General features: G+C 56.7%; 24 protein-coding genes and 1 tRNA gene. 19 read left to right on the plus strand and 6 right to left on the minus strand.

The features are described from left to right. Positions 1 to 128: 128 nt before the first annotated feature. From DWW03_RS10750 to DWW03_RS10790, 10 genes are all read left to right on the plus strand, one after another. Positions 129 to 542 carry a hypothetical protein gene (locus tag DWW03_RS10750; RefSeq protein ID WP_147344305.1) on the plus strand — a complete coding sequence of 138 codons (414 nt, stop codon included), beginning with the start codon at positions 129 to 131 and terminating at the stop codon, positions 540 to 542. Between the two features lies 1 nt (position 543). Continuing rightward, positions 544 to 897: a hypothetical protein gene (locus DWW03_RS10755; RefSeq protein WP_118406744.1), complete on the plus strand. Its 354-nt coding sequence runs from the start codon at positions 544 to 546 to the stop codon at positions 895 to 897. A 125-nt stretch (positions 898 to 1,022) separates the two neighbouring features. Continuing rightward, positions 1,023 to 1,409 (plus strand): DUF6908 domain-containing protein, encoded by a 387-nt coding sequence (locus DWW03_RS10760; protein ID WP_118406766.1) that lies wholly within the window; start codon positions 1,023 to 1,025, stop codon positions 1,407 to 1,409. Next, positions 1,406 to 1,681, plus strand: a complete 276-nt coding sequence (locus tag DWW03_RS10765) for a hypothetical protein (protein ID WP_118406745.1) — start codon at positions 1,406 to 1,408, stop codon at positions 1,679 to 1,681. Before DWW03_RS10760 ends, DWW03_RS10765 begins: the two co-directional genes overlap by 4 nt. 587 nt (positions 1,682 to 2,268) lie before the next feature. Further along, positions 2,269 to 2,454, plus strand: coding sequence for a DUF2158 domain-containing protein (locus DWW03_RS10775; protein WP_118406747.1), 186 nt, complete (start codon positions 2,269 to 2,271; stop codon positions 2,452 to 2,454). A 42-nt stretch (positions 2,455 to 2,496) separates the two neighbouring features. Further along, on the plus strand, positions 2,497 to 3,669 hold the full coding sequence (locus tag DWW03_RS10780) for a leucine-rich repeat protein (RefSeq protein ID WP_118406748.1): 1,173 nt from the start codon (positions 2,497 to 2,499) through the stop codon (positions 3,667 to 3,669). A gap of 81 nt (positions 3,670 to 3,750) precedes the next feature. Continuing rightward, positions 3,751 to 3,996 carry a hypothetical protein gene (locus DWW03_RS16455; RefSeq protein WP_147344306.1) on the plus strand — a complete coding sequence of 82 codons (246 nt, stop codon included), beginning with the start codon at positions 3,751 to 3,753 and terminating at the stop codon, positions 3,994 to 3,996. A gap of 217 nt (positions 3,997 to 4,213) precedes the next feature. Then, positions 4,214 to 4,612, plus strand: coding sequence for a hypothetical protein (locus tag DWW03_RS10785; RefSeq protein WP_253012316.1), 399 nt, complete (start codon positions 4,214 to 4,216; stop codon positions 4,610 to 4,612). Positions 4,613 to 4,902: 290 nt separating this feature from the next. Next, positions 4,903 to 5,007: transfer RNA gene (locus DWW03_RS16635), tRNA-Lys, on the plus strand. A gap of 166 nt (positions 5,008 to 5,173) precedes the next feature. Beyond that, positions 5,174 to 5,821, plus strand: a complete 648-nt coding sequence (locus DWW03_RS10790) for a phage integrase SAM-like domain and Arm DNA-binding domain-containing protein (protein ID WP_118406749.1) — start codon at positions 5,174 to 5,176, stop codon at positions 5,819 to 5,821. Here DWW03_RS10790 and DWW03_RS10795 read toward each other — a convergent pair. Together DWW03_RS10795 and DWW03_RS10800 are read right to left on the minus strand one after the other, a co-directional pair. After that, positions 5,818 to 6,282 (minus strand): lipocalin family protein, encoded by a 465-nt coding sequence (locus tag DWW03_RS10795; protein ID WP_022062591.1) that lies wholly within the window; start codon positions 6,280 to 6,282, stop codon positions 5,818 to 5,820. The genes DWW03_RS10790 and DWW03_RS10795 overlap by 4 nt on opposite strands. 19 nt (positions 6,283 to 6,301) lie before the next feature. Further along, entirely contained in the window at positions 6,302 to 7,012 is a 711-nt protein-coding gene (locus DWW03_RS10800; RefSeq protein ID WP_147344307.1) for a hypothetical protein, read from the minus strand. 56 nt (positions 7,013 to 7,068) lie between these two features. On the opposite strand from DWW03_RS10800, the gene DWW03_RS10805 reads away from it, so the two are divergent. Genes DWW03_RS10805 through DWW03_RS10815 form a run of 3 tightly spaced genes read left to right on the plus strand, consistent with a single transcriptional unit; the run spans position 7,069 to position 11,733 of the window. Then, a complete protein-coding gene (locus DWW03_RS10805) occupies positions 7,069 to 8,376 on the plus strand; it encodes an alpha-L-fucosidase (RefSeq protein ID WP_118406750.1) in 1,308 nt (435 codons plus the stop codon). After that, positions 8,373 to 10,994, plus strand: a complete 2,622-nt coding sequence (locus DWW03_RS10810; RefSeq protein WP_118406751.1) for a transglutaminase domain-containing protein — start codon at positions 8,373 to 8,375, stop codon at positions 10,992 to 10,994. Before DWW03_RS10805 ends, DWW03_RS10810 begins: the two co-directional genes overlap by 4 nt. 7 nt (positions 10,995 to 11,001) lie before the next feature. Continuing rightward, complete coding sequence (locus DWW03_RS10815; RefSeq protein ID WP_118406768.1) at positions 11,002 to 11,733, plus strand: copper homeostasis protein CutC; 732 nt, start codon at positions 11,002 to 11,004, stop codon at positions 11,731 to 11,733. Between the two features lie 197 nt (positions 11,734 to 11,930). Here DWW03_RS10815 and DWW03_RS10820 read toward each other — a convergent pair whose 3' ends face one another. Beyond that, positions 11,931 to 12,545, minus strand: a complete 615-nt coding sequence (locus tag DWW03_RS10820; protein WP_015546327.1) for a nitroreductase family protein — start codon at positions 12,543 to 12,545, stop codon at positions 11,931 to 11,933. A gap of 218 nt (positions 12,546 to 12,763) precedes the next feature. Between DWW03_RS10820 and dinB the strand changes: the two genes are divergently transcribed. Together dinB and DWW03_RS10830 are read left to right on the plus strand one after the other, a co-directional pair. After that, positions 12,764 to 13,834 carry a DNA polymerase IV gene (gene dinB, locus DWW03_RS10825; RefSeq protein ID WP_118406769.1) on the plus strand — a complete coding sequence of 357 codons (1,071 nt, stop codon included), beginning with the start codon at positions 12,764 to 12,766 and terminating at the stop codon, positions 13,832 to 13,834. Positions 13,835 to 13,896: 62 nt separating this feature from the next. Beyond that, positions 13,897 to 14,115: a hypothetical protein gene (locus tag DWW03_RS10830; RefSeq protein ID WP_147344308.1), complete on the plus strand. Its 219-nt coding sequence runs from the start codon at positions 13,897 to 13,899 to the stop codon at positions 14,113 to 14,115. 116 nt (positions 14,116 to 14,231) lie between these two features. Here the strand turns inward: DWW03_RS10830 and DWW03_RS10835 are convergent, their stop codons facing one another. The 3 genes from DWW03_RS10835 to DWW03_RS10845 form a co-directional block, all read right to left on the minus strand. Beyond that, entirely contained in the window at positions 14,232 to 15,416 is a 1,185-nt protein-coding gene (locus DWW03_RS10835) for a hypothetical protein (protein ID WP_022062230.1), read from the minus strand. A 135-nt stretch (positions 15,417 to 15,551) separates the two neighbouring features. Next, entirely contained in the window at positions 15,552 to 16,844 is a 1,293-nt protein-coding gene (gene thrC / locus DWW03_RS10840; protein ID WP_022062229.1) for a threonine synthase, read from the minus strand. A 15-nt stretch (positions 16,845 to 16,859) separates the two neighbouring features. After that, positions 16,860 to 17,786, minus strand: a complete 927-nt coding sequence (locus tag DWW03_RS10845; RefSeq protein ID WP_022062228.1) for a homoserine kinase — start codon at positions 17,784 to 17,786, stop codon at positions 16,860 to 16,862. 870 nt (positions 17,787 to 18,656) lie between these two features. Here DWW03_RS10845 and ilvD point away from each other — a divergent pair. The 4 genes from ilvD to ilvC are packed head-to-tail and all read left to right on the plus strand — an operon-like array spanning position 18,657 to position 23,884. After that, complete coding sequence (gene ilvD, locus DWW03_RS10855) at positions 18,657 to 20,483, plus strand: dihydroxy-acid dehydratase (protein WP_015546321.1); 1,827 nt, start codon at positions 18,657 to 18,659, stop codon at positions 20,481 to 20,483. Between the two features lie 14 nt (positions 20,484 to 20,497). After that, positions 20,498 to 22,234 carry a biosynthetic-type acetolactate synthase large subunit gene (gene ilvB / locus DWW03_RS10860; RefSeq protein ID WP_022062227.1) on the plus strand — a complete coding sequence of 579 codons (1,737 nt, stop codon included), beginning with the start codon at positions 20,498 to 20,500 and terminating at the stop codon, positions 22,232 to 22,234. Positions 22,235 to 22,247: 13 nt separating this feature from the next. Continuing rightward, positions 22,248 to 22,799 (plus strand): acetolactate synthase small subunit, encoded by a 552-nt coding sequence (ilvN, locus tag DWW03_RS10865; protein ID WP_015546319.1) that lies wholly within the window; start codon positions 22,248 to 22,250, stop codon positions 22,797 to 22,799. A 38-nt stretch (positions 22,800 to 22,837) separates the two neighbouring features. Next, on the plus strand, positions 22,838 to 23,884 hold the full coding sequence (gene ilvC / locus DWW03_RS10870) for a ketol-acid reductoisomerase (RefSeq protein ID WP_022062226.1): 1,047 nt from the start codon (positions 22,838 to 22,840) through the stop codon (positions 23,882 to 23,884). The last annotated feature ends 7 nt before the right edge of the window (positions 23,885 to 23,891 follow it).

Consider the following 23,891-nt stretch of genomic DNA (forward strand, 5'->3'; position numbering starts at 1 on the left):
CGTAAAATTGGTCTTGTTAAAGATGCTTTATTTTAATTCAACCAACGGGTTATAGATATACATCTCAAGAACAGCAAACAATTTTCAATCTTGCTACTCTACTTGGGTTTTATGTATCTATCTATGGATTGGCTGTCGCTTTATGGCAGATTATGGCTCTACAAAATATAACAAAAAGCACTCAATCTGCGGTTGCCCAAACGAGAGAAAAAGTAGAGCAAATTTTATCCATATCTGATATAGCTAAAATCGTAACCACTATTCGGATTATTGAGGAATATATAAATAGTGAAAAATATGAACTCGCAAAATTAAGGTTATGCGATGTAAAAGATTTTATGATGCGAGTTGAGTTCATTGGAAAGATCGAATTGGATATTGAAGAATTTGGGCGATTAAAGAAAAGAGTAGAAATTGATCTGAATAGTATCGACAAACAAATAAGCAATAAAGCTAAACTTGATAAGATTATTTTTTGCCAAGACATGGAAGAAATTGCCTCAATGTTAAGTAGAATTGAAAATCAATTAAAATCTAAATAAGATGGAAAAGAAATATTCTGAATTAATACAACGGTTATATAAGTTGACGAAAGAACGGAAATTGGAATGGCGTAAAACAAGTTCAGAAAACGAATATATGTTGGAATTGAATGCCGCAACTTTTGCAATATCTAAAGGCATTGAATACTATGACAATATTGCTTCTGAATTTATTGCTGTAAGCATGTATAATGACAAAAACATGGTGATTCCCATTGTTTCCGTAATGGCAGGTGATAATGAGTATCCTTTCCTTGAAAGCCTATATAACGAGGCTGTTGATTCATGCACTAAAGAAACAGAAACATTAGAAAAAGTATTAGAAGAATTAGATCGATTAGATTTGCCATTCTAAGTATTTCTCTTACATCTAAAACTCCAACAATGCAACTGTTGGAGTTTTTTGTCTATATACAGCCCACGAGCAGATACATGAATCAAAGCCCCCTCCCCATTGTCAAATGTAAAACCGTTTCATATATGAAAACACTTGACAGGAGAGCGGCGGAAATTTTCCGCAAAATGTTAGCTTTGCAAACAACCAAAATCGACAATTCGGACGGTACATATATGCCCGTATATCTTGAACTGATCGGGCGTATCGACAAGTACGACTTTTTTTCACTGACTCATTACGGACAGCAGAACGGTGATGCCATGCGAGACCCCGAAATGCTCTTTGCCCTGCACAATGAAACTCGGCAATTCATTCCCTACTACTATCGCAACGACTATTGCGGTATCGAGGAAAACAGCGTCAGATGGTCGGAAGATGGAATAGCGTTGAACCCGCGCTTGCAAGCAGAACACACCACATTCGCTAATCAATGGTTACGCAACATAGCCGCTCAACAAGGAATCCAATGACAGCACAGCGATTGGTGGAGAACTGCGTACTGACGAATCAAACCGCAGTCGTGGATGAAATGCTCGACAAAAATCTGCTACCCGAAGAATATATCTATCCCTTTGTGGGTGATGTCATGGAATGGTGGTTGATTGATTCGTGGCTGGCAGAACGACTGAAACGGGAGGGAGAGGTTATTATCGAGGAATACGGTTGCTGTTGGTGGGGAAGATTAGCCAGCGGACAGGCTATCTGTATGGACAGCGTTATACAAAAGATAGCAGCAGAATAACGTGCGGGACACTCTATATACTCGGTTGGTTGGTCAGCTGATTATCGACTGCTTGTAATCCTTACAGCTATTACCAAACCGTCAAAACAGATTTTAAGTCGGCATATTCTCGATAATTGAGGGTTGGAATGATTTGCAACTCCCGATTAGAGGGAATATGTCGGCTTGTTCTTTATAATGGAATATCCCAACCAATGAAGAACTTTTTAGAATATCAATCTTGATTTTCTGAAACTTTAGCGCGTTCTTTGTAACTACAATACCCCACGAGTGTTGCGTATTGAGAAACATTTTCTAATTTTGTGGCATCGACCCATACGGGCGGTAACATATTAACTTAGTGAAAGTGTTTCGCTAATCCTTGTACCGAAATCTGACAGTTTCTACAAAGACGAGGATAACGACAACGCTCATCACCGCATATAGGCATATATCATCTGATATATTCTATTCGGTGTGGGGTATTGTTTCTTATTCGTCTTTGGGTTTTGTCAGAACCTCGGTACAGATAACGAACAACTCCACACTTTCTTTTTGCATATAACCCACCGCAGCAGGAGTTGATACGGTAAGAAATTTTTGCAATTATGGATTTTAAGATTGGCGATGTCGTCGTCCTCAAATCGGGAGGGCCCAAAATGACGGTTTCAGAGTATCCAATCAAGATGATTGATGGCTCTGAAAACTACACGCAAGTTCAATGCAAGTGGTTTAATGAAGATCATCATCTTAGACATGGAATGTTCAATATCGACGAAATCGAAAAACTATGAACTGCTGGCGTGTGATTTAGAAATTTAAAATTCAAACTCATTATGAGAAAACTATTCTTATTTGCCTTGTCCGCAATACTTGTCTGCGGATGCACGGACAATGATACGGAAGACAATAGTGTCGCGTTCATTTCCCTTTCGACCGATGATTTGACTTTCGATGCCGCAGGAGGGGAATCCTCTGTGACGGTAGAGCTTTTTTCCAGCAGCGGCAGATACAAAGCTTCGGACTGGGAACTGACAGGCGGCGAATCATGGTGTACACCATCGACAATCAGTGGACACACTAGTATTTCAAAAGTAAGGTTCAATGTGCAGGCGAACACTTCTCCCAATGAACGAACCGCCGCTTATACTTTCACTTGTGGAAATGCAAGTACCCAATTGGTTATCTTTCAAGAGGCATATACTATGGTTCACAACCCGCGAAAAGGGGAATTGAAATCCGTCTTGACCGAACTGGGATTTGTTGGCGCACCTATCAAATCGTTAAAAATTACGGGCACCTTGGACGACAATGATTTTTCGGTAATACGAAATATGACTCATTTGATAAATCTCGACATCGGGGAGGTCGATGTGACCATACTGCCTACAAAGGTGTTTCGTCAATCGGACATCGAAAATATAATCCTGCCAAATAACTTGAGTGAGATAAAAGAGAGTGCTTTTTATAACAGCAAGTTGCTGTCCATCAGGATTCCCGCGAGCGTGGAGACGATTGAAAGATATGCTTTCGGAGGTTGTACCTCCTTGGCGACCGTGACCTTTGAGAAAGAATCGAAACTGGCAACTATTGGAAGCGAGGCTTTCAAGCAGTGCTTTGACTTACGATCGATCGAGATTCCCGCAAGAGTGGAAACCATCGGAAATTATGCTTTCGAAGACTGTGGATTGTCGACCGTGACCTTTGAAAAAGGGTCAAATCTGACAACTATTGGCAAGTACGCTTTTCGTAGGGATTCGATTATTATTTATAGTTCTTTAGAAGTGGATATGTCGGAATGTACACAAGTTAAAGAATTGGGAGACTATGCTTTTGCAGGTAAATTATGGAGATTCAAAATAGGAACGATAACACCGCCTAAATTGGGTAGCGAGGTTTTCAAAAACAGTTCCAATGTCGTGCTGAAAGTGCCTGCTGAAAGTGTGGAAGCGTACAAAAACAGCGCTTGGAAATTCTATTTTTCAAGCATTTCCACATTGGATGAATAAACGAACCTAACATCTTAATAAATGTCAAACTATTCTCCTGCTGTGTTTCGGCATGGCAGGAGAGATTAAAAGGAAAAGACTATGGAAAAATTAAGAAAAATCGAATATTACACATCGGATAAATATGACCCCCAAGCAGGTTTTATGGATAGTGGAGATGATAATGATAATAGAACTGCAATAGGCTTGTTTCACAGATTTGCAGATTCTTATCATATTGATAATGGGCAATATTATCCTTTAACAGTAGCTATTGTTGAAAATGAAAAGACAGGAGAAATTGGCTGTATAGAGTGTAAACGCATTATACGATTTGTCAACGAGTGAGAATATCTTAATTGCCCCCTAATAGGCCAGACTTGTGCAAAAGGGTTAACTTATAGACCCTCTGCACAAGTTTGTCCTTTCTTTTTTACTTGCATAAGTCACAAATTTTTCGTATATTTATATCATAATCAAATATATAATAACAACATAAATTTTAGCTAAAATGAACAAAACACCAAAAACAGAATGAAAAATTGGCAAGGAAAAACAGGATGATTTGCAAATATCCTACATTGCCAAATCCGTATCCTATGATGATTATGACGGAGTTTGCCTATTCGTCGGGAGAAAAGAAGATGAAACCGTCCCGTTTACCTTTTACTATTTCTTTGCATTGGACATAGACCAGCAGAAACCCGTAAAAATGACATTTCAAAGACGAGGGAAGCCGATAGTTTCAATGTCTTGTCCGTTAGAAGATATAAAAGGAGATATAACGCTAATCATGCCTAACGTTATTGAGTTTTCAAATTCCGCAGAGAGCGTAAACCTGTTTGCCGTTCACAACAAGAGCGACGCCGTTAGCTTTACATATACAGCAACAGACGGAACACTGAAAGATTTCAAATTCCCGTTAGCGGGGTTCAATGAAAAGTATTTAGAGCAGTTCATATAAAGATAATCCTCGGCCATGCGGTCGGGGATTTTTTATTTATAGAAATCAAAGCTACTGAAAATTGATAAAAACGGGAAAGCGGCAGGAGGGGAAAATTTTGCGCCGATTTTCTGCCCAATATTCAGCCCATAACTCAAAAAACATGAATGACACAAGCTAAATCATCGACAAGCCCCAGCACAACAACTAATTCATTAACCAGCAGAAGATTATAATAAAATTACTGTTTACCCTTTTGTTTACCCTACCCCCAAAAACACAGAGTTACTCGCAATCGGATAACGATTGATGCCTCTTTAGCTCAGTTGGTTACGGACGAAAACGCAGTTTTTGTCCGCGAAGGAGACACGACACTCTTAATGTTGGGGTCCAGGGTTCGAGCCCCTGAGGGGGTACAAAGCAAAAGACTGATAATCAATGATTATCGGTCTTTTTTGCGTTTATACCATTCCTTTCTCTTTGGCATTTTCAGGGCAAAAACAGCCCGTTTGAGGGTGCAGGGTACACATTAGGCTCCACATAGGGAACTACACATCCAACTGCATATAACAATGTAATCAAATGACATTCAGAGTTATATGCCGCAAAGAAATTATTTATAAAAATTCCACCTCTCCATTGTGCCTTTTATTCTTTCAAGGCAAACGCAAAAAGGCAGTCGGATTGGGTGTTTCCGTTGCGCTTAAACATTGGGACGCAGAAGCACAAAAGGTAACAGACGACTGCCCCGACAGGGACAATATTCAGTTTCAGATAACAGCCAAAGTAAAAGAGTACGAGAAGAAAATCCGACGTTTAGAGATTATGGATATTCCCGTAACCTTTGAAAATCTCTTTGAACAGAACAGCAAACGACTGAATTGTTCCATAGGCGAATATCTAAAACAAACAATAGAAAGACTTGAAACGCTCGGCAAATACGGCTCGGCATCCAAACACCGTTCCCTACTTTCCCGCCTGTCTGAATTTAGGTCGCTGAACACTCGGTTCGATGAAATAGATTTAGCGTTCCTGCGTGATTTTGAACTGTTCCTGCGTAAAGAGGGCAATGTAAACAATAGTATAGCCACCCAATACGCCATTTTGCAATGTTTGTGTATTCGTTGTCATGGAGGCCTGTGTCCCCTTTTTCGCACCCATCAGAATCAACGCAAAAGCAGCCTGACCATATGGTCAGGCTGCTTTTGGACTTCAACGTCGTCGTATTAGAAAATCCGCAGCAACGCACCGGAAAGCGCGGAGCGCACTTCGGGAGCGTTCCGCACCTCTTCGGGAATGGCAGTTCTCGTATAGACGCTCTCCTCGGCCTTATCGGTCTGGCTGATCATCGTCAGCGTTTTTCCGTCTCCGCTCAACTCAAAGGCGTAGCTGGCGCCCCAAGGCTCACCGTCGCGGTAACGGCCCGAAAGCTGCGCACCGTTGACCGCAAAATCGCCGGAATAGCACACAAAGGTCGGAGTTTCCACCTTCTGGAAGATGTTGAACGTCCCGTCGGACAGAAACTCGACGTAGACATCGAAATCCGCATATGCCTCGTTGCTCCACTTCGTCTGGTGCCACTCGCCCACAACACCCGAATCAATGTTTTTCGAGCCGTCGTCATCCTTCGAACAACCGGCTGAAAACAGGAACAAAACAGCCGCAAACAGGGAATAAATATATTTTTTCATTGTATTTTAACTCTATCGTTTATAACCAGCCTCCGTTTTCAGCACCCGTTTCGCGGGCAATGACGGCAAACGTCTTGGTAATTTCGATGCCGCCCATAACCGATCCTGTTCCGGGCCTGTTGCCGCCGCCCACCGCCTTCACGGTGATGTGCGCAACTCCCGGCTTCGTACATTTGATCATCAACTGACCGTTGTACATCTTTGGTTCCACGGCCATGCCGAGTTTCTGCATATCTTCCGCCGAGACTTCGACACCCATATAGGTCAGATCCTTGGCCGAACCTCCGAAATGTTTCGTAAGGGTGACAAGCTCCAGTTTGCCGGTCTTGACTTTCAGACAGGGCGTTCCTTCGATCTGCATCAGCAACTGGTAGGCATCGGTCAAACCCGTACCCATTTTGCCGCGGTATTTTTCGAGATTGATCGTCCCGCCGGAGGTTTTGGACCCTTCAAACCGCGAGTCGATGTCGTTCACCGAGGTGAGCAGCATCGAAACAAACTCCTCGCGCGTGAAGTGTTTGCCCTTGGCCAGCGCATAGGAAAGCCCCAGAGCGGCCTCTCTCGAAACATGCGATCCGAGCCTGCGATTTTGCTTCCGGGGGAGCGAAGGGCGGAAGGAAGATCGTAAGCCCGACAGTTGCGCCCGAACATCGCAATAAAAAGTAACTTTTTCGACGTTAAAAAGCTCCGATTGTAACAAACGAAAAGAAAAAACGGGAAAAAGCGGCATGATTGTCGCGAATTTGTATTACTTTTGAATAAAGTATATAATCCGAACCAAATACGATGAAAAACCGCTGGATCGTTGCGGCCTGCGCCGCCGTTTGCTGGACGGCCTCCGCGCAGACGACTGCGCCCTATGCCCCGGCGCCTGAAAACCTGCAAGCCCGGACGGCGTTTCAGGACGCCAAATTCGGCATTTTCCTCCACTGGGGACTTTACTCCATGCTCGGCTCGGGCGAATGGACGATGACCAACCGGGACATCAACTACCGGGAGTACGCCAAGCTGGCCAATGCGTTTTATCCACATGATTTCGATGCCGCGGAGTGGGTCTCGGCCATCAAATCCTCGGGTGCAGGATACGTCTGCTTCACGACGCGCCACCACGACGGCTTCTCGATGTGGGACACCGCGCAGACGGATTACGACATCGTGGACGCCACGCCGTATAAACAGGATATTGTAAAGGCGCTCTCCGACGAGTGCGCCCGCCAGGACATCCGGCTGCACCTCTATTATTCGCTGATCGACTGGTACCGCGACGACTGCCCGCGCGGCAGGACCGGGCTGGGAACGGGCCGCCCCGGCACGGCGATCAGCTACGAGCGTTACTACGACTTTATGAAACGCCAACTCACGGAGCTGCTGACGGGCTACGGCCCGGTCGGCGCCATCTGGTTCGACGGGGTGTGGGACCAGGACCGGAACCCGGATTTCGACTGGAAACTCCGCGGGCTGTACGACCATATCCATGCCATCAGGCCGGCCTGTCTGGTGGGTAACAACCACCACCTGGTCCCGTTCGAAGGCGAGGACATCCAGATTTTCGAGCGCGACCTTCCGGGCGAGAACACCGCCGGGCTTTCGGGGCAGGAGATCGGCCGCCTGCCGCTTGAAACGTGCCAGACGATGAACGGCATGTGGGGCTACAAGATCACCGACCTCGATTACAAATCGACGAAGACGCTGATCCACTACCTCGTGCGGGCTGCGGGCCGCAACGGGAACCTGCTGCTCAACATCGGTCCCCAACCCGACGGGAAACTGCCTGCGACGGCCGTCGAACGGCTGCGGGAGATGGGCGAATGGCTCGCCCGGTACGGCGAAAGCATCTACGGAACCCGCGGCGGCGACATCCCGCCCCACGGCTGGGGCGTAACGACGCGCAAGGGCGACAAGCTCTATGTGCATGTGCTCGATTTGCAGGACGATGCGCTGTACCTGCCGCTTGCGGAAAAAGTCGGGGAAGCCCGGTGCCTGAACAACGGCGAGCGGGTGAAGTTCGACACGCTCCGGGGAAAAGGGATCGTCCTGAATCTGGAGCATGTTCCCGAGGATACCGACCGAATCATAGAACTCACTTTACGATGAAAAAAACGACACAGCTATTCGCCGGTCTGCTTATGCTCACGGGCGTGTTGTCGGCGTGCTCCCCGGCCGGCAACGAGGGTTTCATGCGGCGCGTGGAGACCGATTTCCGTCACAAACAGGAACTGCTTTCCCGGGGCGATCTGTTCGGGATATTCGACGAACCGATGACGCGGCAGGAGCGCGAGGCCATGATGTTCCTTTATGCCTATATGCCCGTGGGGGACATGACCGACTACCCGGGCGATTTTTATCTGGAAAACGTGCGCAGCGCGCTGGCCACCCGCCGGGAAATGCCGTGGGGAGACATCGTTTCCGACGAACTGTTCCGGCATTTCGTGCTGCCCGTGCGGGTGAACAACGAGAACCTCGACGATTCGCGCCGGGTGTTCCACGACCAGCTGGCGCCGCGCGTCGAAGGGTTGCCGATGTACGACGCCATCCTCGAAGTGAACCACTGGTGTCACGAAAAGGCCAACTACCAGCCGTCGGATGCGCGGACCAGTTCGCCGCTGGCCACCGTGCGCACGGCCCACGGCCGCTGCGGCGAGGAGTCGACGCTGCTCGTCGCTGCGCTGCGCTCGGTGGGCATTCCGGCCCGGCAGGTCTACACGCCCCGCTGGGCGCACACCGACGACAACCACGCCTGGGTCGAGGCCTGGGCCGACGGACGGTGGCATTTCCTCGGGGCCTGCGAGCCGGAACCGGTGCTCGACCTGGGGTGGTTCAACGCCCCGGCCAGCCGCGGGATGCTGATGCACACCAAGGTCTTCGGTTATTACGACGGCCCGGAGGAGGTGATGAAAACCACGGCCAACTACACCGAAATCAACGTGATTTCGAACTATGCCGCATGCGCTCCGCTCACCGTGACGGTCACCGACACGGCGGGCAGCCCCGTGGAGGGTGCGACCGTGGAGTTCAAACTTTACAATTACGCCGAGTTCTTCACCGTGTCGCGCAAAACGACCGACGGCCGGGGACAGGCGTCGCTGTCGGCAGGACTGGGCGACATGCTCGTCACGGCCGTCCGCGACGGGCGGTTCGGCATCCGGAAGGTCTCTTTCGGGCGGGAGCCGCAGGCGACGGTGGCGCTGGATCATGCGATCGGCGACGAATTCTCCTTTCCCGTCGACATCGTTCCCCCGGCCGAGAGCGCGAATTTGCCGGAGGTGACGGCCGCCCAGCGCGCGGAAAACGACCGCCGCTTCAACCGCGAAGACTCCATCCGCAACGCCTATATCGCCACGTTCCCCGCACAACCGGCCGTCGATTCGTTCGCCCGCGCCATCGGAGTGAAGCCCGGCCAGATCGCCCGGTTCATAACCGCATCGCGAGGCAATCACGGCGAGATCATGGATTTCCTGCGCGAAGCGAGCCGGAAAGGATGCACCGGGCGGGCGCTGCAACTGCTCGCCACGCTGTCGGAAAAGGACCTGCGCGACACGCCGTCGGCGGTGCTCGCAGACCATCTTTATAATACGGACAAGGATGCCGACGCCGCGACCGTGCTGGCTCCGCGTGCGGCCAACGAGATGCTCACCGCCTACCGGTCGTTTCTCCGGCGTGAAATCCCGGCGGCCGATGCCGCGGCATTCCGCAACGATCCGCAGCTGCTCGCAGCGTGGTGCCGCGACAGCCTGACGCTGCGGCCCGAACTCTGCACCGTTTTCACAACCGTCTCTGCGGAGGGCGTATGGCGCAGCCGCGTAGCCGACAAACCCTCGCGCAAGATCTTTTTCGTTGCCGCAGCCCGTTCGCTCGGCATTCCGGCGTGGATCGACCCCGTGACCGGGAACCTCTTCTACCGCCACGCCGGAAAGGATGTGCCCGTCGATTTCGAGTCGGCGAACGACCGGCAGATGGAAACCGGCCGGCTGAAACTGCGCTACGAGCCGATTCCGCGTCTCGACGATCCGGAATATTTCAGACACTTCACGCTCTCGCGCTTCGACGGGCAGTCGTTCGCGCTGCTGAACTACCCCGATTTCGAGCCATGGAGCGCGCGCTTCGACACACCCACCGACCTGGAAACCGGCTACTACATGCTCGCAACGGGCAGCCGCCTGGCCGACGGCAGCGTGCTGGCAAACGTGTCGTTCCTCAACATCGGGCCGAACCGGACGACCGAAACCGATCTACCGATGCGCGACAACTCGGAAGCGGTCCGCGTGATCGGCAGTTTCAACTCCGAATCGAAATTCACCGACGCCCGGACCGGCCGGGAGACCTCGGTGCTGCTCACCGCGGGACGCGGCTATTTCGTGGTCGGACTGGTCGGCGTCGGGCAGGAACCCACCGATCATGCGCTGAAGGACATCGCCGCCAAGGCCGCCGAACTGGAGCAATGGAGCCGTTCGATCATCCTGCTCTTCCCCGATGAGGGGGCGTACCGGAAATACATGGCGTCGCCCGCCGCACCGCTGCCGGCGACCGTCACGTTCGGCATCGACCGCGACGGCTCCGTCCGCAGACAGATCCTCGACGCGATGCATCTGCCAGGGAACGTTCCGCTTCCGGTGTTTATCGTCGGCGACACGTTCAACCGCGTCGTGTTCGAATCGCACGGTTACACGATCGGCCTGGGCGACCGTTTCCTGCACACCATACACCAATTATAACCGGATGATGACGACTGAACTCTGCACCTATACCCGCAATGCATGCGACATCGCCCGGCGGACGGGCGTCGAGCGCATCGAACTCTGCGCCGCTCCCCTCGAAGGCGGCACGACCCCTTCCGCCGGACTGATCCGCTATGCCCGGAGCCTGCCGGGCCTGCGGCTGAGCGTGATGATACGCCCCCGGGGCGGAGATTTTCTCTACACCGACGACGAGGTGGCGCTGATGGCCGAAGAGATCCGCCTCGCCCGCGAATACGGAGCCGACGGGGTGGTTTTCGGGCTGCTGACACCGGACGGAGAGGTGGACGAGACGCGCACGGCGCAGCTTGTCCGCGAGGCCGAGGGGATGGAGGTGACGTTTCACCGGGCGTTCGACATGACGCGCGATTCCCGGCAGGCGCTCGAAGCGGTCATCCGCACCGGATGCCGCCGGGTGCTCACCTCCGGAGGCCGCAACACGGCGCAGGAAGGCATCGAAACGTTGCGTGCGCTGGCGGCACAGGCTACCGGGCGCATCGAAATCATGGCCGGAAGCGGCGTCGGTCCGTCGAATGCCCGGCTGCTGGCCGCCACAGGGGTCGACGCCCTGCATTTCAGCGCCCGCCGGGAACGCGAAAGCGGCATGCGCTTCCGCAATCCGCAGGTCTCGATGGGCGGGTGCGCCGGCGTTCCCGAATACACCCTGACCGATGCCGACGAGAGCGTCGTGCAGCAGATCCTTACCGAGCTCGGCTGACGCAGGAGATTCGGGCATCGGATGCCGCGGCACCCCGGCAGAAAAAGACTAACAGCACGGCGGAAACGACTCCGAGGAGGTCTCCGGCGCGTTTATCCGTCCTCGGAAACCAACGCCCCGTTCACCCACAACAAGGAACCTGCGCTGTTCAGCGGGCCGCCCCGAGGGGGGGGGCAGCGGGCGGCGTAAAATCCGACTTACCCGATAATCAGATCTTCCACACGGACTTTAGGGACATAGTGTATGCCGTCCTTGCGGAAATAACGGTGATCGTCGTTTTCGGAAATCTCCACCAATTCGATTTTCTCGATGCCTTTGCCGATGGCCAGGATCAGCAGCGGCTCGGACTCCAGATGGAATTTCTGCCGGATCCGCTCTTTGTCAAACGCGCCGATACAGATGCCGTTCAGTCCGATTTCAGCCGCCTGGAGCAGCATGCTCTGAACCGAAATACCCAAATCAATATCGACATAACGATCTTCCGGAACCGTCGAGCAGACGATGATGAAAGCGTTCGGCCCGGTTCCCGGAAGCGGTAAATGAAGCTCGGGCAAGGCCCCTCCGAGGCGGATTTCGGCCAAGACCCCGGGCGCTTCGTCCGCCAGGACGGGCCGGAATCGCAGGACCTGCTGATTCCGCGCCGAGGGGATGCGGGTATTGACCCCGATAATGCGGCGAAGCTGGTCTTCGCGCACGATGAAGCGGGGATCGTAGCCGCGATGGCTGCGGTTTTTCAGCAACAGCCGGCTCAATGTTACCAGCGGCCGGCGACTGGCCTGGCCGGATGCCGAACGGGCCAGGTACTCTTCCATTTTTCGGCCTAAATAATCATCTGCCATTTTTCATCGGATATATAAACGAGGACAAAGATACGCAATCCGTTCGCATTCCCTCAATCCGGAAGAGATTTTCAACCGCCAATACGCGCCGGCAGCCAACCGGGCCTCAACCTGCCGGTATGAAACGCCGGATTCGACCGGCAAAAAAGAAATAATTTGCATTATCTTTGCGTCCGTCCGACAAACGCCCGATGTCCCAACGCAAGATTATCCATATCGACATGGATGCCTTTTACGCATCCGTAGAGCAGCGCGACCGCCCCGAATACCGGGGCCGTCCGATCGCCGTCGGATATGACGGACCGCGCGGGGTCGTCGCCACGGCAAGCTACGAAGCCCGCCCCTATGGGGTTCATTCGGCCCTCTCGTCCGTGCTGGCGAAGCGGCTGTGTCCGGAACTGATCTTCGTTCCGGCACGGTTCGATGTCTACAAAGCCGTTTCCCGACAGATCCGCGCCATCTTCGGCGAATACACCGAACTCGTGGAGCCTCTCTCGCTCGACGAAGCGTTTCTCGACGTGAGCCACGTCCGTTCGGCGACGCTGGTCGCCCGCGAAATCAAAGCCCGCATCCTCGCCGAAACCGGACTGACGGCCTCGGCCGGAATCTCGGTCAACAAGATGCTGGCAAAGATCGCCTCCGACTATCGGAAACCCGACGGACTGTTCACGATCCCGCCGGGGCGGATCGAGGAGTTCGTAGCCGGACTGCCCGTCGAACGCTTTTTCGGCATCGGCGAAGTGACGGCCGAAAAGATGCACCGCCTCGGCATCCGTACGGGAGCCGACCTGCGGCTCTGGAACGAAGCGGCACTCGTGCAGCAGTTCGGGAAGGCCGGACACAGCTATTACGGCTATGCCCGGGGCATCGACGAACGGGAGGTCACGCCGAACCGGGTCCGCAAGTCGCTCGGAGCCGAAACGACCTTTGCCGAAGACACGGACGACCGGGAACGGCTGCGGCTCGAACTGTCGGCCGTGCGCGAGGAGGTCTGGAACCGGGTGATGCGGCATGAATTTCGGGGCAAGACCGTCGTCCTGAAGCTCAAGTTCGACAACTTCCGGCAGATAACCCGCTCGAAAACCCTATTCACGCCCGTCGATTCGGCAGAAACCCTCCGGCGCGTGTCGGAAGAACTGCTGGCCGCGGCGGATTTCCACGGGCGTAAAATCCGGCTGATCGGCCTTACGGTCGGCAACTCGCCGGAGGCCTGCCCGGAGTGCGTGCAGCTGCGGTTCGACTTCGGGAACCCGGAACCGTAAAGGCGCCCGCCATCACCGGAAACGGTATGGCCTTTGCAAGGCTCCCGTCCAAAAAGGGAGCCATGAAACATACCGATAGAACAGGGGCGGAACAAACCGCCGCCCGGCAGCCGGAACCGACGCAGGAAATCACCGTAACGCAAGTCACCCCCGACGACATTCTCAACGACGGAGGTCCGATCACACCTGCAACCGGGGACGGGACGCCCACAGAACGGCAGCTGGAACAGGACGTGGTGACGGTCAACCCGTCGGTCGACAGCATGGAAAGCCGGGGATAACCCGGCAACATGCAGGCTTACCCCGCAGCATTCGCTGGCTGCCCCTCATGCAGCCGACAAGAAGACGCCCGGCCGCTCCTGCGAGCGGCCGGGCGCATGGCACAACCGGAGAGGGGCTATTCGACCGGCCGGAAGGGGGCATCCGCATCGCCGGTCCACCGATAGAGGCGAACGGTGCTGCTCTGCTGTTTGGTCTCCTTCGAACGGGCGTTCTGCGAAATATAGAAATAGCCGCCGCCGAGCGGACACAGTCCCGTCGTTCCCCATTTGAAATCCCACCCGTAGATGCCGCCGGCCAATTTCCCGGCGGGAACCAGCGAGAGCACCTCACCCTCGGCGGGCGTATCGAATCCCTGCAAAAGCTCCCTGCGAGCCGGTTTGCCGCCGTCGATCACAAAGAGCGAATAATTGGGGTACTGGGATTTTTTACCTTTGTAAACCGCGGCATAGCAGTTTCCCGACGCGGGATCATAGGCCAGGTTCTGAATTCCCCACGAGGTATTGCCCGTGCGGACGAAATACTTGTGATCGGGCGCCGCAGGGCCGCTTTTATGCAGACTTCCCTGCGAGAGCGGCTGCTCGAAACGCTTCCAGTCCTTCGTGTCGTAGGCGAGCAGCACCTGGTAATCGTTGTCCGTGCGCAGGGTGTCGCCGTAAACGCCGTAGGCCACATAGAGATAATCGCCGCCCTCCTTCGCTCCGAACCGGGGCGCGAAGGTCACGCCGTCGATGCCCGAACAGCCGAACCGGTGCTCGACCGTCCGTCCGCCGTTCTCCGCCGTTGCGAAATAGTCGTCGACGGCCTCCTTGATATAGACCGTGGTCATCACACGATCCTTTTCAGCATCCATGTCCGGACGCGTGATGCGGTCCACGTCGAAAATGGCGACGTAGAATCCCGTCCGGTCCTTTTCGTCTTCAGGCGCCACCTGCCCGGCGTCGAGCGTCCGGCGGATGCCCTTGCCGATCGCATCGTCCTTGTATTCCAGCGAGCCGTAAACGCGGCCGTCGGCAGGATTCATCGTCAGGCAGCCCAGATGGCCCGTCATGCCGTCCACGCTGCCTATCAGATTGCCTTCGAAGTCCATCTTCAGCAGTTTGGTCGTGAAGGAGAAATAGATGTAGCCGCGTTCGAGATCGACGGCAATGCCCTGCACGTGGAACGGACCTTGTTCGCCCGAGCGGATTTCGCGCGGCAGGTTACGCAGATCGGGACCGTTTTTCGTCCGGTTGGCGCCCGACGGGCAGGCCGTCAGCAGCAGCGGAACGATCAGTAAAGGGAGCAGACGTTTGAGGTTCATCGGAAGTTTTTTTACGTTAGTATCGGATTTATTTGCTTTTTCCGCAACAAATATAAACAAAAGCAACCAAAAACACAACCGAAAACACAACAAAAGAAAGAATCCTCCGCCCGATCGGGCGGAGGATTTTCACATTCAGACGTTCGCCACGAACTCTTCGAAGGCGGCAAGATCGGCCGCCAGCGGTTCGGAGCATTGCGGCCGCCGCGTCAGCCGTTCGAGCCGCTCCGGAAGCGGCACCCGCGATCCGGTCACCGATTCGATGACCTCTCCGAACTTGGCGGGATGCGCCGTGGAGAGGTAAAAACCCGGCTTGTCCACGGCCGCCGAGGCCGCATAGCCGACGGCGCTGTGCGGATCGGAGAAATAGCCGTGGCGCTCATACAGCTCGTCGATCGTGCGGCGGATCGAGGCATCGTCGCAGCGGAATCCCTCCAGTTCGGCGCGCAGCATCTCCGGATCGCCGTCGCAGAGCCACAGCATCCGTTCGAAATTGCTCGGTGCGCCGACATCCATCGCATTGGCCGGAGTCCGCACCGACGGCCTCGGGCGGTAGACGCCCGTGCGGATGAACTCGGGCACGACATCGTTGACGTTCGAGGCGGCGACGAAGCCCCCGAGGGGCAGTCCCATGCGCCGGGCCAGCATTCCGGCGGCGAGGTTTCCGTAATTGCCGCTCGGCACGACGACGACAGGACGGTCGCCGCCCGTGGCCTGCCGCCACTGGCAATAACCGTAGAAATAGTAGAACGCCTGCGGAATCCAGCGCAGCAGGTTGATCGAATTGGCCGACGTCACCCGTCGCCGCTTGCGGAACGGGGCGTCGGCGAACAGCTCCTTCACAAGCCGCTGGCAATCGTCGAACGTTCCGGCGACGCGCAGCGGATGGATGTTGCCGCCCAGGGCGGTCATCTGGCACTCCTGCAGGCGGCTGATCTTCCCTTCGGGATAGAGCACCACGACCTCGACGCCCGGCACATTGTGAAACCCGTGCGCCACGGCGCTGCCCGTATCGCCCGAGGTGGCCGTGAGAATCACCAGTTTTTCATCGGCGGCGCCCAGCAGGCCTGTCATCCGGCCCATGAACCCGGCGCCGAAATCCTTGAAGGCGCAGGTCGGACCGTGGAACAGTTCCAGCGTATAGCGTCCCCGGCCGACCACGCGCAGGGGCACGGGGAAGTCGTAAAGGCCGTCCAGTTCACGCTGCACGGCCTGCGAATCGAAATCGCCGCCGAAGAACAACCCCGTCAGATAACCCGCCAACGCGGCATAGGATTCGCCGGCCAGACGCTCCGCAAGGGCCATGTCGGCCTGCGGAATCCGTTCGGGGACGAACAGCCCCCCGTCGGGGGCCAGCCCCATCATCGCGGCCTCGCGCAGCGAACAGCCGTGCGCCCGTTCCCGATCTCTCGTACTGTAATAATTCATCGTCCTTCGCTTTTGTTATTCGACAACCCGCGCCCCGGCATTCGACACGCGGCCCGCATAGCTATTACAACCGATTCCCAACCCTTCGAAATGCCGCTTCATCTCCCCGGAGATCCGCACGGCAGCCTCGTAATTGGAGGCCAGCGCGAAAACCGAGGGGCCCGATCCGGCGATGTTCATGGCCAGCGCGCCTCCGGCCAGCACCTGCTCCTTCAGCGCGTCGTACCCGGGGATGAATCCCTTGCGGTACGGCTCCGCCACGACGTCGTGCATCGAACGGCCGATCAGCGCCACGTCGCGCAGCGCGAACCCGGCGACCAGTCCGCCGACGTTGCCCCACTGCGCAACGGCATCCGACAGAGGAATCCGCTTCGGAAGCGCCTCGCGCGCCTCCCGGGTGCTGACCACGATGCCGGGATGCGCCACGGCGTAGAAAAAGTTGTCGGGCACGGGCAGCCGCACGATGTCGAACGGCCGGTAGCCGCGGACCAGCACCACGCCGCCCAACAGCGCGGGGCCTACATTGTCGGCATGGGGCGTGCCGCCCAGCAACGCCTCGCCCATCATGGCGAACTCCACCAGCTGCTTGCCCGAGAACGGGCGGCCCAGCAGTTCGTTGACCCCGTAGACGGCGGCGGCCGACGAGGCGGCGCTCGACCCGATGCCGCTGCCGGGAGCGATCTTTTCGAGGATCTCCACCTCGATCCGCACCGGACGGCCGTAAGCTTCGAGCAAGGCCCGTACGGCGGGCGTGATGACGTTTTCTTCGACATTTCCGGGGAGTTCCACCCCGCTGCGGTTACGGATTTCGAATCCTTCGGCATTTTCCGCAACGCCCACTTCCAGCACGTCGCCCACGCCGTCGAGCGTAAGGCCCATCACATCGAAACCGCACCCCAGATTCGCGACCGTTCCCGGCGCGAAAACCTTAATATGTTTCATACCATTTTTTTTTGATGAATTGAACTACCTTTGCCTGATTTTCTGTTTCCGCTCCGGCAGCCTTGGCCGGGATGTGCACACGCAGGTATGCGGACGGAATATTGACTACTGAACCCCCACGGGGGTCGTGGCAGTCGTCGTGGCAGTTGTGGCGGTCGTGAAGAGAGCGGTATAAACACAGCCTACGGGATTGCCGATAAATCCGCAACCTCGCCCTGTCGTCGTGTTATGCCGTTTGGTAACCATCGTCGGCAAATATAAAACAAATATTTTAATAATCCAAATCCATGTAACAATTTGTAAGTGGCCCGCCGTTGCGCAGACGGCCTTTTATTTATATAGGAGCAGCGCAAAAAGGCCGCAACAGAGATTTCGAAAATAAAAATGAAAGCCTTTCGGCCCACACCCGCCGGACCGCGGGAAGAAAACGCCCGGGAACCGCATCCGGAGGCCAAAATACCGGTTTCAAATTGTAAGCAAACACGAGCCGTCACGCACAGTTGCGAACTTCAGGAAAGAATATGCTTCCGGACTGTTACAATATTAAATTTTTTTAGGAAATTATTTGTTCAACTGATTCAATATTCATATCTTTGCCATAGTCAGACAGAAAGCATCCGGCATAACGGGGAGACCCGGCCTGCACGCGGATGCACTGTCGCAGAAAACGAACAAACACGGAAAACCGGCTATGAACGCCCTGAATCATTCGAATATTCACGTCATTACCCTGCTGCTCGTCGTCCTTCGGAGATAACGGGAGAAAGGTGGCGTGCATAGTTGATTGAAAATAAAGCCTTTCTCCCACCGGGGAAAGGTTTTTTTGTTGCAGGACCGGACCCGGCAGGAGACTGAAACGAAAACGGAAAGATGAAACACACACTCAAAAGCGCCGTCACCACGACGGGCCGCCGGATGGCGGGAGCCAGAAGCCTCTGGCGCGCCAACGGCATGCGCGAGGAACAGTTCGGCCGGCCGGTCATCGGCATCGCCAATTCGTTCACCCAACTCGTGCCGGGGCACGTACACCTGCACGAAATCGGACAATATGTCAAACAGCGCATCGAAGCCCTCGGGTGCTTCGCCGCGGAGTTCAACACCATCGCCGTCGACGACGGCATCGCCATGGGCCACGACGGCATGCTCTACTCGCTGCCTTCGCGCGAGATCATCGCCGACAGCGTCGAGTACATGGCCTCCGCCCACAAGATCGACGCGCTGGTCTGCATTTCGAACTGCGACAAGATCACCCCCGGCATGCTGATGGCCGCCATGCGGCTCAACATCCCGACGGTCTTCGTCTCGGGCGGGCCGATGGAGGCCGGAAAATTTCAGGGCCGCAGCGTCGACCTGATCGACGCCATGGTGATGGGGGCCGACGAGACGTGCAGCGACGCGCAGATCGCCGAGATCGAGCGCTGCGCCTGCCCCGGCTGCGGATCGTGCTCGGGCATGTTCACGGCCAACTCGATGAACTGTCTGACCGAGGCGCTGGGTCTCTCGCTGCCGGGCAACGGCACGATCGTCGCCACCCACGTCAATCGCCGCCGGCTGTTCGAAGACGCTGCGGCGCTCATCGTCCGCAATGCCGAACGTTACTACTTCGAGGGCGACGAGCGGGTGCTTCCGCGTTCGATCGCCACGAAGGCCGCCTTCGAAAACGCCATGTCGTTAGACATCGCCATGGGCGGCTCGACCAACACGGTCCTGCACCTGCTGGCCGTGGCCCACGAGGCCGGCGTCGATTTCACGATGCAGGACATCGACCGCCTTTCGCGCCGGGTCCCGGTGCTCTGCAAGGTCGCCCCCAACTCGCACTACCACATCCAGGACGTCAACCGCGCCGGAGGCATCTTCGCCATTCTGGGCGAGCTTGACCGTGCCGGACTGCTCGACACCTCGGTCCTGCGCGTCGACGGGCGCACGCTGGGCGAAGCGATCCCGGCCTGCGACATTCTCAACCCGGCAGCCGCCGACGCCGCGCGACGCCGCGCGCTCAGCGCCCCGGCAGGCCATTACAGCCGCGAGCTGGGCGCACAGCACTCCTACTACGAAGAACCCGACACCGATCGCACGGCGGGCTGCATCCGCGACGTGGAGCACGCCTATTTCCGCGACGGCGGACTGGCCGTGCTGACGGGCAACATCGCCCGGCAGGGCTGCGTCGTCAAAACCGCCGGCGTGGACGAAAAACTGTTCGTCTTCCGCGGCCCGGCGCGCGTTTACGAATCGCAGGAGCAGGCCATGAACGGCATTCTCGCCGACGAGGTGCAGCCGGGCGAAGTGGTCGTCATCCGCTACGAAGGCCCCAAGGGCGGCCCGGGCATGCAGGAGATGCTCTACCCCACGTCGTACCTCAAGTCGAAACACCTCGACAAGGCCTGCGCGCTGATCACCGACGGGCGTTTCTCGGGCGGAACCTCGGGGCTTTCGATCGGCCACGTCTCGCCGGAAGCCGCCTCGGGCGGGGAGATCGCCGTCGTCCGCACGGGCGATGAGATCGAGATCGACATCCCCGGCCGCTCGATCCGCCTCGCGGTCGACGACGCGGAGATCGCCGCCCGCATGGCCGCACAGGAACGCTTCCGCCCCGCCGGCCGCGACCGCCGCGTTCCGGCGTCGCTGCGCGCCTATGCCCGGCTGGTCAGCTCGGCCGACAAAGGCGCCGTACGTATCGTCGACGATAACGAAGAATAAAAAACGGACCCGCAATGAATACCTCTCAAACACTCCGTCCCGAAGAGCGACGCGCGGCCTCCGACCCCTCGATGACGGGATCGAAGGCCCTGATCGAATCATTTCTCCAAGAGGGCGTCGAAACCGTTTTCGGCTATCCCGGAGGCGCGATCATCCCCGTCTACGACGCGCTTTACGACTACCGCGACCGCCTGCGCCACATCCTCGTACGTCACGAGCAGGGCGCCGTGCACGCCGCACAGGGCTATGCCCGCGTCAGCGGCCGCGTCGGGGTCTGTCTGGTGACCTCGGGTCCCGGCGCCACGAACACCGTGACGGGGCTGGCCGACGCGCTGATGGACTCCACGCCGCTGGTGCTCGTCACCGGACAGGTCGGCTCCGCGCTGCTGGGCACCGACGCCTTTCAGGAGACCAATTTCATCGGCATCACGCAGGCCGTCACCAAATGGAACTGCCAGGTCAAGCGCACCGAGGACATTCCCGCGGCCATCGCCAAGGCCTTCTACATCGCCCGCTCGGGCCGTCCGGGTCCCGTCGTGGTCGACATCACCAAGGACGCACAATGCGGAACAGCTCCGTTCCGCTACGAAAAAATCACCTCGATCCGCAGTTACCTCCCCGCGCCCGCACCCGACGCGGAACGCATCGCCGAAGCCGCACGGCTGATCGACCAGGCCCGCCGTCCGCTGGTCATGGTGGGTCAGGGCGTCATCCTGGGCAACGCCGAAGCCGAGCTGCGGGCGCTGCTCGACAAGAGCGGCATGCCCGCCGCCTCGACCCTGCTGGGTCTCTCGGCCCTGCCGACCGACCATCCGCAAAACGTGGGCATGCTGGGCATGCACGGCAACTACGGTCCCAACATCAAGAACCAGGAGTGCGACCTGCTCGTGGCCGTGGGCATGCGTTTCGACGACCGCGTGACGGGGAATCCCGCGCATTTCGGCGCCAACGCCAAGGTGATCCACCTGGAGATCGACCCCGCGGAGATCGGCAAGATCATCCCGGCCGACGTGGCGGTCGTGGGCGATGTGAAACGCTCCCTGCCGCTCATCACCGAGCGTATCCGCAAACGCGACCACAGCCAATGGATCGCCGGATTCCGCGCCTGCGACCAGATCGAATACGAAGCCGTCATCCGCAAGGCCGTGCATCCCGCCGAGGGGCGTATCCGCATGGGCGAGGCGGTCGCCGCCGTGGCCCGGGCCTACCGCAACGACGCGGTGCTGGTGACCGACGTGGGCCAGCAGCAGATGAACGCCGCGCGCTATTTCGGATTCCGCCGCACGCGCAGCGTGGTCACCTCGGGCGGTCTCGGCACGATGGGATTCGGACTTCCGGCGGCCATCGGGGCCAAGCTGGGCGCCCCCGACCGCGAAGTCGTCCTTTTCGCCGGCGACGGCGGCCTGCAAATGACCATTCAGGAGCTGGGCACGATCTTCCAGTCGAAGATCCCCGTGAAAATCGTCCTGCTGAACAACTCGTTCCTCGGCATGGTGCGCCAATGGCAGGAGCTGTTCTACGACCGCCGCTACTCCTTTACGGAGATGGTCAACCCCGATTTCGGGCTGATCGCCCGCGGCAACGGCCTTTCGTACCGCTGCGTCGAACGGCGCGAGGAACTCGACGAGGCCATCGCCGCCATGAAAGCCTCCGAAGGCGCCTTCCTGCTGGAGGTGCGCGTCGAGGGCGAAGAGAACATTTTCCCGATGGTCCCGGCGGGCGCCCCGGTATCGGAAATCCGGTTCGAATAAAACGAAACAGCGTATGGAACAGGAATACATCATCACCGTGTTTTCGGAGAACAAGGTGGGCCTGCTGAGCCAGATCACCACCGTCTTCACCTGCCGCGACGTGAACATCGAGAGCCTCACGACCTCGGAATCGGCGTTGCAGGGCATCCACAAATTCACCATCGTGGTCCGCACCACACCCGATCAGGTCGACAAACTCGTGCGGCAGGTCGAGAAAAAGATCGACGTGCTGAAGACCTTCGTCTACACCCCCGACGAGGTCGTGCAGCAGGAGATCGCCCTCTACAAGGTGACCCGCAGCCGGGGTGTCGAACAACTCGTCAGGGAACACAACGTCCGCATTCTGGAGATCGACGAGGACTACATCGTCGTCGAGAAGACCGGTCACAAAGCCGACACGCAGGCGTTGTTCCGCCTGCTGCAACCCTACGGCGTACAGCAGTTCGTGCGCAGCGGCACGGTGGCCATCATCAAGTCGCGGCGCGAGCTGCTGAACGAGTACCTTGAAGAAATCGACCGTTTAAGGGCCGAATCCGATGAAGAAGGGAGCAAAAGCGAAAAATAACTTTCAGAACATATAACAAACTCAAAATCACGAAAATCATGGCAAAGATCAATTTCGGCGGCGTCGAAGAGAACGTCGTAACCCGCGAGGAATTTCCTCTGGAAAAAGCGCTCGAAACACTCAAGGACGAGACCATCGCCGTCATCGGCTACGGCGTGCAAGGCCCCGGACAGTCGCTCAACCTGCGCGACAACGGATTCAGGGTCATCGTGGGCCAGCGCGAAGGCTCCGCGAGCTGGGACAAGGCCGTAGCCGACGGCTGGGTGCCGGGCCAGACGCTTTTCGGCATCGAGGAGGCCGCCGAGCGCGCCACGATCATCCAGTACCTGCTCTCCGACGCCGGGCAGATCGCCGTATGGCCTTCAATCAAAAAGCACCTCACGCCGGGCAAGGCCCTCTATTTCTCCCACGGCTTCGGCATCACCTACAAGGAGCGCACGGGCATCGTGCCCCCGGCCGACGTGGACGTGATCCTGATCGCCCCGAAAGGCTCGGGAACCTCGCTGCGGCGCATGTTCCTCCAGGGCCGCGGACTCAATTCGAGCTATGCGGTGTTCCAGGACGCCACGGGCCGCGCCTTCGAACGCGTCGTGGCGCTGGGCATCGGCGTGGGTTCGGGCTACCTGTTCGAAACCGACTTCAAGCGCGAGGTCTACTCCGACCTCACGGGCGAGCGCGGCACGCTGATGGGCGCCATCCAAGGCATCTTCGCCGCCCAGTACGACACGCTGCGCGCCAACGGCCACACCCCCTCGGAGGCCTTCAACGAAACGGTCGAGGAGCTGACCCAGTCGCTCATGCCGCTGGTCTCGGAGAACGGCATGGACTGGATGTACGCCAACTGTTCGACCACGGCCCAGCGCGGCGCGCTGGACTGGTGGAAGAAGTTCCGCGACGCCACGAAGCCCGTCTTCGAAGAGCTGTACAGGGAGGTGGCCGCCGGCAACGAGGCCCAGCGTTCGATCGACCTGAACAGCAAACCCGACTACCGCGAGAAGCTCAACGAGGAGCTGCGCGAGATGCGCGAAAACGAGATGTGGCAGACCGGCGCCGTCGTGCGCAAGCTGCGTCCCGAAAACAACTGACACAAGG

It is taken from the genome of Alistipes sp. AF14-19 (genome assembly GCF_003461645.1).
In the GTDB taxonomy this organism is placed as follows: Bacteria; Bacteroidota; Bacteroidia; order Bacteroidales; family Rikenellaceae; genus Alistipes; species Alistipes shahii.